The 10,324-nt window shown below is 71.5% G+C and carries 15 protein-coding genes and 1 tRNA gene; 13 read left to right on the top strand and 3 right to left on the bottom strand.

All coding sequences use genetic code 11. The features are described 5' to 3' along the window. Nucleotides 1-115: 115 nt before the first annotated feature. The 3 genes from N4P33_RS27230 (at nucleotide 116) to N4P33_RS27240 (ending at nucleotide 1,372) form a co-directional block, all read left to right on the top strand. Entirely contained in the window at nucleotides 116-784 is a 669-nt protein-coding gene (locus N4P33_RS27230) for an HdeD family acid-resistance protein (RefSeq protein WP_260829455.1), read from the top strand. Beyond that, a complete protein-coding gene (locus tag N4P33_RS27235) occupies nucleotides 781-1,137 on the top strand; it encodes a hypothetical protein (protein WP_260829445.1) in 357 nt (118 codons plus the stop codon). Before N4P33_RS27230 ends, N4P33_RS27235 begins: the two co-directional genes overlap by 4 nt. Nucleotides 1,138-1,210: 73 nt before the next feature. Then, entirely contained in the window at nucleotides 1,211-1,372 is a 162-nt protein-coding gene (locus N4P33_RS27240) for a hypothetical protein (RefSeq protein ID WP_260829446.1), read from the top strand. A 126-nt stretch (nucleotides 1,373-1,498) separates the two neighbouring features. Here the strand turns inward: N4P33_RS27240 and N4P33_RS27245 are convergent, their stop codons facing one another. Next, on the bottom strand, nucleotides 1,499-3,202 hold the full coding sequence (locus N4P33_RS27245) for a DUF853 domain-containing protein (RefSeq protein ID WP_260829447.1): 1,704 nt from the start codon (nucleotides 3,200-3,202) through the stop codon (nucleotides 1,499-1,501). Between the two features lie 105 nt (nucleotides 3,203-3,307). Here N4P33_RS27245 and N4P33_RS27250 point away from each other — a divergent pair, with 105 nt between their 5' ends. Together N4P33_RS27250 and N4P33_RS27255 are read left to right on the top strand one after the other, a co-directional pair. Beyond that, nucleotides 3,308-3,604: a type II toxin-antitoxin system VapB family antitoxin gene (locus N4P33_RS27250; RefSeq protein ID WP_004943146.1), complete on the top strand. Its 297-nt coding sequence runs from the start codon at nucleotides 3,308-3,310 to the stop codon at nucleotides 3,602-3,604. Between the two features lie 129 nt (nucleotides 3,605-3,733). Further along, nucleotides 3,734-4,345, top strand: a complete 612-nt coding sequence (locus N4P33_RS27255; RefSeq protein WP_260829456.1) for a LytR C-terminal domain-containing protein — start codon at nucleotides 3,734-3,736, stop codon at nucleotides 4,343-4,345. Nucleotides 4,346-4,375: 30 nt separating this feature from the next. Here N4P33_RS27255 and upp read toward each other — a convergent pair whose 3' ends face one another. Beyond that, the gene (gene upp / locus N4P33_RS27260; RefSeq protein WP_260829448.1) at nucleotides 4,376-5,011 is read right to left on the bottom strand and encodes a uracil phosphoribosyltransferase; all 636 of its coding nucleotides are present in this window, start codon (nucleotides 5,009-5,011) and stop codon (nucleotides 4,376-4,378) included. A 139-nt stretch (nucleotides 5,012-5,150) separates the two neighbouring features. Here upp and N4P33_RS27265 point away from each other — a divergent pair, with 139 nt between their 5' ends. The 8 genes from N4P33_RS27265 (at nucleotide 5,151) to N4P33_RS27300 (ending at nucleotide 9,814) form a co-directional block, all read left to right on the top strand. Beyond that, nucleotides 5,151-5,399, top strand: coding sequence for a hypothetical protein (locus tag N4P33_RS27265; protein WP_260829449.1), 249 nt, complete (start codon nucleotides 5,151-5,153; stop codon nucleotides 5,397-5,399). Nucleotides 5,400-5,777: 378 nt separating this feature from the next. Then, entirely contained in the window at nucleotides 5,778-6,326 is a 549-nt protein-coding gene (locus N4P33_RS27270; protein ID WP_260829457.1) for a hypothetical protein, read from the top strand. Between the two features lie 2 nt (nucleotides 6,327-6,328). Beyond that, nucleotides 6,329-6,814 carry a tRNA adenosine(34) deaminase TadA gene (gene tadA, locus N4P33_RS27275; RefSeq protein WP_260829450.1) on the top strand — a complete coding sequence of 162 codons (486 nt, stop codon included), beginning with the start codon at nucleotides 6,329-6,331 and terminating at the stop codon, nucleotides 6,812-6,814. A gap of 63 nt (nucleotides 6,815-6,877) precedes the next feature. After that, nucleotides 6,878-6,962, top strand: a tRNA-Ser gene (locus N4P33_RS27280). A gap of 108 nt (nucleotides 6,963-7,070) precedes the next feature. Beyond that, nucleotides 7,071-7,247 (top strand): hypothetical protein, encoded by a 177-nt coding sequence (locus N4P33_RS27285; RefSeq protein ID WP_260829451.1) that lies wholly within the window; start codon nucleotides 7,071-7,073, stop codon nucleotides 7,245-7,247. Further along, entirely contained in the window at nucleotides 7,247-7,540 is a 294-nt protein-coding gene (locus N4P33_RS27290) for a Dabb family protein (RefSeq protein ID WP_260829452.1), read from the top strand. The genes N4P33_RS27285 and N4P33_RS27290 overlap by 1 nt, the downstream gene beginning before the upstream one ends. A 182-nt stretch (nucleotides 7,541-7,722) precedes the next feature. Next, nucleotides 7,723-8,586: an RNA polymerase sigma factor SigF gene (locus N4P33_RS27295; RefSeq protein WP_260829458.1), complete on the top strand. Its 864-nt coding sequence runs from the start codon at nucleotides 7,723-7,725 to the stop codon at nucleotides 8,584-8,586. Between the two features lie 292 nt (nucleotides 8,587-8,878). Next, entirely contained in the window at nucleotides 8,879-9,814 is a 936-nt protein-coding gene (locus N4P33_RS27300) for an RNA polymerase sigma factor SigF (RefSeq protein WP_260829453.1), read from the top strand. Nucleotides 9,815-9,881: 67 nt separating this feature from the next. On the opposite strand, the gene N4P33_RS27305 is transcribed toward N4P33_RS27300, so the two are convergent. Further along, nucleotides 9,882-10,076, bottom strand: coding sequence for a hypothetical protein (locus tag N4P33_RS27305; RefSeq protein WP_260829454.1), 195 nt, complete (start codon nucleotides 10,074-10,076; stop codon nucleotides 9,882-9,884). Between the last annotated feature and the right edge of the window lie 248 nt (nucleotides 10,077-10,324).

Raw genomic sequence — 10,324 nt, forward strand, 5'->3', positions numbered from 1 at the left:
CCCCCCAGGCCCCCCTGGCACCCCCGGCTCACCCGCCCCGCCCGATCCCCACGACCCGCACGAGAAGGCCCCGACGGACCCGCACGGCCCCCAAGGCCCCCGCGAACACCCGCCCGTGGACGACGGAAGCCCGGCGGACGACGAGGACCCGGCGGACGACGAGGACCCCTACGGAGCCACCCCGGGCGTCCACCCGGCCGATCCGCCCGTCGAAGTCCCCCTGGGCCTGCTGTCACGCACCGCCTGGCAGGCCGTCCTGCTCACCGGCGTCGCCTCACTCGTCCTCGGCGTCCTCGTCCTGGTGTGGCCGGGCGCCTCGCTGCTCGCCGCCGGGGTGCTGTTCGGGCTGTACCTGCTGTTCAGCGGCGTCCTCCAGCTCGTCTCCGCCTTCGGCACCCACCGCACCACCTCACTGCGTGTCCTCGCGTTCATCAGCGGTGCCCTGTCGATCCTGCTGGGACTGCTCTGCTTCCGCGGCCCCATGCAGTCGATCCTGCTGCTCGCCCTGTGGATCGGCATCGGCTGGCTGTTCCGCGGCCTCACCCACACCCTCGCCGCGATCCACGACCCCCAGATGCCGGCCCGCGGCTGGCAGATCTTCCTCGGCGTCCTCACCGTCGTCGCCGGCATCGTCCTGATCGACTCGCCGTTCGAGTCGGTCGCCGTCCTCACGCTCGTCGGCGGCTGCTGGCTCGTCGCGGTCGGCGCCGTCGAGGTCGTCACCGCCCTGCGTATCCGCGGCGGGCACGGGCCGCGCGGGCGGATCCCGGCCCCGGTCGGATGAACGGCATAGCCGCCGGGGGAAGCCGCCGCGCACGGCTGCTCCGGGCGCTGGTGCTGCTGCTCGCCCTGCTCCTGCCGGGTGCGCACCTCCAGACGGCCCCGGCGGACCCCGCGGACGCGATCAGCGTCGGCTGGGCCGGGGGCGCGGACGCGACCGTCGAGCACGACCTCCAGGACACCGCGCCGCGGCCGGCGGCCCGCGCCACCACCCGGCATCCCGTCACCGCCCTGCGCCCCACGCCTCCCCCGGTCGCGGCCCACCCGCACCGGGCCCTGTCCCCCGTCCTCCTGCCGGCCGCGGCACACCTCGTGCGCCCGCCGGACGTCCTGCGCTCCGTGGTCCTGCGCTGCTGAGGTCACCGGGCACCGCCCGTCCACCAGCCCGCACAGAGACCGACCGGAAACGAACGGAACAGGAGACCACGTCATGCTGAGGGACCCGTACGCCGTCATGCGCGCCCTGCTGCGCGCCGAGGCCGCCCGCAACGGCACACACCTGCCCCCGAGGACCGACCGCCCGAAGCCCGCCCCCAAGAAGCCGGACACGTCCAAGCACCCACACCCGGCCCACGAACGGAGCCGTGACTGACGAAGCCGAGGCGGCGGAGGCAGGCCATGTCGCTCCCTCCGCCGCACGAAGGCCGGCTGGTCCGGGCATGCCTCGATTCAGGAGCCAGGCCCCGCCATGTCGAGCACGAGCGCGAGCGAGCCGCCGCTACCGCCTCCTGCGGCGCGCCGTGCCGAAGAGGCTGCGGGAGATCTCACGGCCGATCTGCGTGCCCAGCGAGCGTGCCAGGGACGTGAACACCCGGCTCCCCGCGACCTGTTCGACGAGCGAGTCCCGCTCCGCACGCCGCCCGCCACCCCCCTTCGCCGCCTCCCGCACCTCATCCGGCCCCTTGGCCCCGCCGACCCCCCGCACCTCGTCAGGCCCTTTGGCCCCGCCGACCCCTCGCACCTCGTCAGGCCCCTTGGCCCCGCCAGCCCTTCTCACCTCATCGGGCCCCTTCGCCCCGCCCTCCCGCTCGGCCAGGCGTTCGTACGCCGACTCTCTGTCCACAGCCTGTGCATAACGGTCGTACGCCGCCGACGCCCGGACCGCCCGCTCCAGCTCCGCCTCCGGCACCGGCCCCATCAGGGACTCCGGCGCCCGCAGCCGGGTCACGGCGACCGGTGTCGGCGCGCCCCGCTCGCTGAGCACGGTCACCGCGGCCTCCCCGATGCCGAGGCCGGTGAGGACCTCCTCCAGGTCGTACGGGGAGTCGGGGAACGTCTTCACCGTGGCCTTGAGCGCCTTCTGGTCGTCCGGCGTGAACGCGCGCAGCGCATGCTGCACCCGGTTGCCGAGCTGGGCGAGGACCTCGGCCGGTACGTCCTTCGGGGTCTGCGTCACGAAGAACACGCCGACCCCTTTCGAGCGAATCAGCCGCACGGTCTGCGCGATCGAGTCGAGGAAGGCCTTCGAGGCGTCGTCGAACAGCAGATGCGCCTCGTCGAGGAAGAAGACGAGCTTCGGCCGGTCGATGTCACCGACCTCGGGAAGATCGTGGAAGAGATCCGCGAGCAGCCACATCAGGAACGTGGAGAACAGCGTCGGCCGGTCCTGCACGGCGGCCAGCTCCAGCACGGAGACGACCCCGCGCCCGTCCTCGGTCGTCCGCAGCAGCTCCGCCGTGTCGAACTCCGGCTCCCCGAAGAACCCGGAGGCCCCCTGCGCCTCGAAGGCGGTGAGGGAACGCAGGATCACCCCGGCCGTCGCCGTGGACAGACCGCCGATGGATCTCAGCTCCTGCTTGCCCTCGTCCGAGGTCAGAAAGGCGACGACGGCCCTGAGGTCCTTGAGGTCGATCAGCTCCAGGCCCTTGGTGTCGGCGTAGTGGAAGATCAGCTGGAGCGACTGCTCCTGGGTCTGGTTGAGCTCCAGCACCTTGGACAGCAGCAGTGGCCCGAAACTGGTGACCGTGGCCCGCACGGGGATGCCCCGCCCGATGCCGCCGAGGGCGTAGAACTCGGCGGGGAACCCGGTCGCCGACCACCGCTGCTGCACCTCACTCGCGCGTGCCTCGACACGCGGACCCGGCTCGCCCGGCGCGGAGATCCCGGACAGGTCGCCCTTGATGTCCGCGAGGAACACCGGCACGCCCTGCGCGGACAGCTGCTCGGCGATCAGCTGAAGCGTCTTGGTCTTGCCGGTGCCGGTGGCGCCCGCGACGAGCCCGTGCCGGTTGAGCATCGACAGCGGCACCCTGATCTGCGCGTCCGCCCTGCACTCCCCGCCCCAGACGAGGGCGCCCAGGTCGAGCGCGGGCCCGGCGAAGGCGTAACCGGCGGCGATCCGCAGGGCCTCCTCGGGGAGCGCGGGCGCGCCGGCGGGCGCCTCGGGAGCGGTGGCCGGCGGAATCGTTTTGCGCTCGCTCATCTCGGGCCCCTGTTCCCGTTTCATCCGGCTTTCGGGTGTCTTTTTCAGCGTCGCACTGCGTCGCCATGGCTGCGCCCGGAACGTCTGGACCGGTAGGCTTTCCGTGTGATCTTCAAGCGCATCGGAAACGGCCGGCCGTACCCCGACCACGGCCGGGAGAGCACCCGGCAGTGGGCGGACGTCGCGCCGCGCCCGGTCCGCCTCGATCAGCTCGTGACGACCAAGCAGCAGCTCGACCTCGAGACGCTCCTCGCCGAGGACTCGACCTTCTACGGCGACCTCTTCGCGCACGTCGTGAAGTGGCAGGGCGACCTGTACCTGGAGGACGGTCTGCACCGCGCGGTGCGCGCGGCGCTCCAGCAGCGCCAGGTGCTGCACGCACGCGTGCTCGAACTGGACTGATCCGCTCCGCCCTCTGGCGCCCTGGTGTGACCCTTTCGGGTCGGACTGACCCAGTCGAATGATCATCTAGTAGGCAGAGTCGCCTGAGCGCACTACGCTGCGCTCATGAGCATGCTGACTCCCCCCGGCATGGGCGGCCAGTACCGGATCACGGGTGACAAGTACCCGCGGATGCGCCGGCCCCGGCGGCGCGGCAGGCTCGTCGTCCTCACCGTCGCCGGCGCCGCGGTGCTCGGTGTGGCCGGCTGGGGCACGCTCCAGCTGATCGAGGTCTTCACCGGCGGCGGCAACCCCGCGAGCGCGGCCGGCACCAAGGCCGCCTGCGCCGCGAAGGCAAGCCCCTCGCCCCGCGCGAAGGCCCTCCCCGAGCCCGGCACCATCAAGGTCAACGTCCTCAACGCCACGACCCGCAGCGGCCTGGCGAAGAAGACCGCCGACGAGCTGAAGAAGCGCGGCTTCACCATCGGCGAGGTCGGCAACGCGACCAAGCAGTACGACAAGAAGGTCAAGGGCACCGGTGTGCTCCTCGGACCCACCTCCGCGCTCAACACCTCGCTGCCGGTGCTCGGCACCCAGCTCACCGGCGCCGAGCGCCGCACCGACGCCGCCCGCAAGGGCACCGAGGTCGACCTGATCATCGGCGACGGCTTCCGGGCACTGACGAAGAAGGCGGACGCCGACAAGGCCCTGGCCGCCCTGGCCACGCCCTCACCGGCGCCCACCGCGAAGAAGGGGTGCTGAGCGCGCGGCGGCGCTGAGAAGCGCCGGGTCCTACTCCGCCGACCCGTACATCCGGTCCCCCGCGTCGCCGAGGCCCGGCACGATGTAGCCGTGCTCGTTCAGCCGCTGGTCGACCGCGGCGGTCACGACCGTCACCGGGGTGCCGGCCAGCTCGCGCTCCATGACCTCGACGCCCTCCGGCGCGGCCAGCAGCACCACGGCGGTCACATCGTCCGCGCCGCGCTTGATCAGCTCCTGGATCGCCGCGACCAGCGTGCCGCCGGTCGCGAGCATCGGGTCGAGCACGTACACCTGACGGCCGGAGAGGTCCTCCGGCATCCGGGTGGCGTACGTCGAGGCCTGCAGCGTCTCCTCGTTGCGGATCATGCCGAGGAAACCCACCTCGGCGGTCGGCAGCAGCCGGACCATGCCGTCCAGCATGCCGAGCCCGGCCCGCAGGATCGGCACCACCAGCGGGCGCGGGTGGGAGAGCTTCACGCCCGTGGTCCGCTCCACCGGCGTCTGGATGTCGACCTGCTCGGTGCGCACGTCGCGCGTGGCCTCGTAGGCGAGCAGGGTGACCAGCTCGTCGGCGAGACGGCGGAAGGTCGCGGAGTCGGTGCGCTGGTCGCGCAGCGTGGTGAGCTTGTGGGCGACCAGGGGGTGGTCGACGACGTGGAGACGCATGCCCCCAACAGTAGCCGGGCGGCACGGCACCGGCGTCCCCGCGCACGGGCAAGCCCCCCGGCCCGCTTCTCACCCGTTCGCTGGCGTCAAACCGCCCGTCGGGGGGAAGGTGGGAGGGACGGACTGGGGTGGTGAGCCGATGCCTGAGCAGGATTTCCGAGACGATCCGTCGACACGCGGGACGCTCCGCGGCCCGGACGCCCCGCGCGACCGGGACACTCCCGGCGCGCCCGGCGAGTCCGAGACGGACGCGGAACGCCGCCGGCGGCGCGCCCGGTTCCTGCGGGAACTCGCCGAGGCCCGCGCCCTGCGCGACCGTGTCCAGCCGCGCCGCGCCAAGGCCGCCCGGCTGCGGCACGCCATGCGCATGCGGACCTTCCGCTGGTAGGAAGCCCCCGGACACCCCGGCCCGTCGCGGCGCGCACAGCGCCCGGAACCCGGGAAGTTCCCGGCCCACACGGGCGTTTGCCGAAGTGGCCCTGCGGGGACGGGCGGCGAAAGCCGCGTACGATCCGCATGTGGCGACAACGAGTGCGCCGGTGGGTCCCGCACGGACCCGCTCGGCGACAGACGACGCACCATGCGACGCGACATCCGACGCACCATGCGATCAGAACCGCCGGACACAGGGAGCCGAAGACGTCCCTCAGGGGCCTTGTTTCTGCCACGATTCCGAGTGGGTGGGGCTCGGCAGAGCACTTCCCGCCCGCAACCTCCGCCGGGGGGATCCCCAACCGGCACGCCTATGACCAGTGGGAGAGTCACGGTGTACTTCGCCGCACTGCTCGCGCGCACCGAAGACGGGTGGGAAGCGAGCGACACAGAGCTCGACGACGTGGAGACCCTGTCGGATCTGGCCGACCTGGCCCGGGAAGCCTCTCCCGACGAGGACACGGTGCTCGTGCTGATCGAGCAGGAGGAGGGCTGGTTCGGCGTCGTCCGCGTGGACGGCGAGGAGGACCCTCGTATCTACGTCTCCGACGCGGCGGCCGCCGCCCGCAGCAGCTACGGAGAGATCCTGCTCACCGACGAGCTGCTCGGCCGTGAACCCGGGGACGACGGCGCCGACCTGGACGCCCTCGACCTCGACGGCACGGAGGACGGTGAACCCGACAACGACACCGACGCCGCCGACCCCGACGGCGCGACGGACACCGGTGCCGCCGGCGCCGTGCCGCACGGGCCGGTCGGTGACGCTCAGGTCCTGGACGACCTGGGCGTGAGCGAGAAGGAGCTGCGTTCCCTGACCGAAGACGCCGTCAACACGATCGCCGAGGCCCTCGGTGCCTCGGAGGTCCTGGAGACCGTCCGCTGACCATGCACAACACACCAGGACCGCCGGATCCGGTACGCGATCCCTGGCGGCCCGCGATGCGGCTCGCCCTGGAGGAGGCCGAACTGGCCGTCCGCGGCGGGGACGTGCCCGTGGGCGCGGTGGTGCTGGGCCCGGACGGCAGCACCGTGCTGGCCTCCGCTCACAACGAGCGCGAGGCCGGCGGCGACCCCACGGCACACGCCGAGGTGCTCGCGCTGCGGCGGGCCGCCGCGAAGCTCGGCGAGTGGCGGCTGGCCGGCTGCACCCTGGTGGTGACGCTGGAGCCCTGCACGATGTGCGCGGGCGCGATCCAGCAGGCCCGGGTGGACCGGGTCGTCTACGGCGCCCGGGACGAGAAGGCGGGCGCGGTCGGCTCCCTGTGGGACGTCGTCCGCGACCGGCGCCTGAACCATCGCCCCGAGGTGATCGAGGGCGTCCTCGCCGAGGAGTGCGCCCGCCCGCTGACGGAGTTCTTCCGCGGCCGGTGACCTCCGCGGGCGCCCCGCATATCGATTTCAGACCATGCCGCACTGTGCTGTAAGGTCTCCCTCGGTAGCGTGTCCGAGCGGCCGAAGGAGCTCGCCTCGAAAGCGAGTGTGGCGCAAGTCACCGAGGGTTCAAATCCCTCCGCTACCGCTTGTGAAGGGCCTCGTCGTCGGACGGGGCCCTTCGTGCGATCATGGGGCCCGCTCGGCGCGTGACGTCTGCGCATCACCGTGACAACCGTGACAGGGGAGGGCCGCGATGGCGGTGAACTCTAAGAAGGTCGCCGTGTACGTCGTCGCGGTGTTCGTGCTGTACGTGATCATCACGGACCCGGAGAAGGCGGCCGACTACGTCCAGATAGGGTTCGAGGGCGTTTCGGAGGCCGCGAAGGCCATCGGTGACTTCATGACCTGGCTGGCCAACGGAGGAAAGTGATGATCCGCCACCTGGTGCTGTTCAAGCTGAACGAGGGCGTCGAGCGGGACGACCCGCGGGTCGTGAAGGGTGTCGAGGCCTTCCGCTCGCTGGAGGGCAAGATCCCGGAGATCCGCTTCTGGGAGTGCGCCTGGAACATCAGCGACCGGCCCATCGCCTACGACTTCGCCATCAACTCGGCGTTCGACGACGCGGAGGCGCTGCGGCGGTATGTGGAGCACCCGGAGCATCAGGCGGGGGTCGGGCAGTGGCGGGAGTTCGCCACGTGGGTGATCGCCGACTACGAGTTCTGAGCGTTCGGGTCCGCCCCGTTCCCCGAGGTCTTCCGGCCCCCCGCCGTCACGGCGGGGGGCTTTCGTGTGCCTTATGCACCTGTTCGCGCTCAACACGAAATATGCGGTGCTTGCACACGGTTAGCCTGTCTTGTGATGCTATGACCGCTTTTGACGGATGAGTTGACGGATAAGAGGTGGCGTTGACCGTGTCGGCCAGTACTGCGCCGCCCCAGGACGAGGTGCCCGCGACCGCGACCGCGACTGCGACCGCAACCGCGCCCGCGCCCGTCCCGGCCAAGCGCCGGGGCGCCGACACACGGGCGCTGACCCAGGTCCTCTTCGCCCAGCTCAAGGACCTCGAGCCGGGCACGCCGGAGCACACCCGCGTACGCGCGGCGCTCATCGAGGCCAATCTCCCGCTGGTGCGCTACGCCGCCGCGCGGTTCCGCTCGCGCAACGAGCCGATGGAGGACGTGGTCCAGGTCGGCACCATCGGGCTCATCAACGCCATCGACCGCTTCGACCCGGAGCGGGGCGTGCAGTTCCCCACGTTCGCGATGCCGACAGTGGTCGGCGAGATCAAGCGGTACTTCCGCGACAACGTGCGCACCGTGCACGTACCGCGCCGGCTGCACGAGCTGTGGGTGCAGGTCAACAGCGCGACGGAGGACCTCACCACCGCGTTCGGGCGGACGCCGTCCACCGCGGAGATCGCCGAGCGGCTGCGCATCAGCGAGGAGGAGGTGCTGTCCTGCATCGAGGCGGGACGGTCGTACCACGCCACCTCGCTGGAGGCCGCGCAGGAGGGGGACGGGCTGCCGGGGCTGCTGGACCGGCTCGGCTACGAGGACCCGGCGCTGGACGGCGTGGAGCACCGCGATCTCGTACGGCATCTGCTGGTGCAGCTGCCCGAGCGGGAGCAGCGGATCCTGCTGCTGCGGTACTACAGCAATCTCACGCAGTCGCAGATCAGTGCGGAACTCGGGGTCTCGCAGATGCATGTGTCGCGGCTGCTGGCGCGTAGTTTCCAGCGGCTGCGGTCCGCGAACCGGATCGACGCGTAGGCTCGGCACGAGGCTCGTCCGTCGGCGGACAGACGTTCGCTCTATCGCCGGGGCGGGCGAATCCCTCACCAGTGGCGTTGTGTGCGGTTCTGGGCCGAAACACCGTCAGACCCCTTGTTTCCAGGGCTGATTCGTATCTCAGATGTCGACATGTCACTACAGCGCGTTGCCGACATGTGACATTCTGCGGGAAGCGCGTTTGCCGGGGCTTCGGCGCCGGTATTCAGGTGAAGGCTGCGTTCCTCAGACGGGAGCGTTCGCCGCGACCGTCCCGCGACCCAAAGGGGGTGGCATGTCCGCAGACCAGGGCAGCTCGAAGGTGCTCACGCTCGCGGAGAGCGAGACAGCTCCCGATGCTCTCGACGCACTCGGCCCCGTCCCGACCGTCGTTCCGCCTCTCGTCCCGCCTGTCGACGAAGGCGCGGCGCTCGACGCCGAGCCTGCTCCGGAGCTTCCGGCCGCGTCGGCTCTCGACACCCGCACCCTGTCCCGCTCCCTGTTCCTGCGGCTCGCCGCGCTCGACGAGGACAGCCCGGAGCGGGCGTACGTCCGGGACACGCTGATCGAGCTCAATCTGCCGCTCGTGCGCTACGCGGCGGCGCGGTTCCGCTCGCGCAACGAGCCGATGGAGGACATCGTCCAGGTCGGCACGATCGGGCTGATCAAGGCGATCGACCGGTTCGACTGCGAACGGGGCGTGGAGTTCCCGACGTTCGCGATGCCGACGGTGGTCGGGGAGATCAAGCGGTTCTTCCGGGACACGTCGTGGTCGGTGCGGGTGCCTCGGCGGCTGCAGGAGCTGCGGCTGGCGCTGACGAAGGCGAGCGACGAGCTGTCGCAGAAGCTGGACCGGTCGCCGACGGTGACGGAACTGGCGGCTGTGCTGGGCGTGTCCGAGGAGGACGTCGTCGACGGGCTCGCGGTCGGCAACGCGTACACGGCGTCGTCGCTGGACTCGCCGGCGCCGGAGGACGACGGCGGGGAGGGCTCGCTGGCGGACCGGCTGGGGTACGAGGACACGGCGCTGGAGGGTGTCGAGTACCGGGAGTCGCTGAAGCCGCTGCTGGCGAAGCTGCCGCCGCGGGAGCGGCGGATCATCATGCTGCGGTTCTTCGCGAACATGACGCAGTCGCAGATCGGGGAGGAGGTCGGCATCTCGCAGATGCATGTCTCGCGGCTGCTGACGCGGACGTTGGCGCAGCTGCGGGAGGGTCTGATCTCCGACTGACGCGGTGTTGTGGCCGCCGGGGTGCCTTGAGGGGCGCAACGGCGGCCGCCGTGTTGTCTGAGGGGGACTACTTCAACGCGAGCCAGGCGACGGCAGCGACGACGGCTACGGCGACGATGACGCCGAGGATGAGCCCGATGCGGGGGCCGCCACCGGATGCGCCGGACTGGCGGGCCTGGGGGGCCTCGTCGACGAACGCGCGGAACATCTGGGTGCTGCCGGCGGGGTCGTGGTTGCCCTGCGGGTTGTGGGTGTCAGCCATGCCCCGAGACCCTAGCGAATCCCTGGGCGGGGGCCCAAGCGGGGGGCGGTGCGGGTGTGGTGGGGGTTCGCGTGGCCATGCCTGCGGCGCCACCGCGGCTCCGGTGGGGGCTTGTGTAGCGCCCACGGTGGGTGGGTGAGTCGGGGCCGGGGCGGTGGTGTCCGTCCTCGGTCTGGCGCGAAATGGGTGACTTGGAGAGGTACTGGCGCGGACGCGCCAGCCGCTGCGGGCAGACACCACCGCCCCGT

Source organism: Streptomyces sp. 15-116A, from assembly GCF_025290915.1.
In the GTDB taxonomy this organism is placed as follows: Bacteria; Actinomycetota; Actinomycetes; order Streptomycetales; family Streptomycetaceae; genus Streptomyces.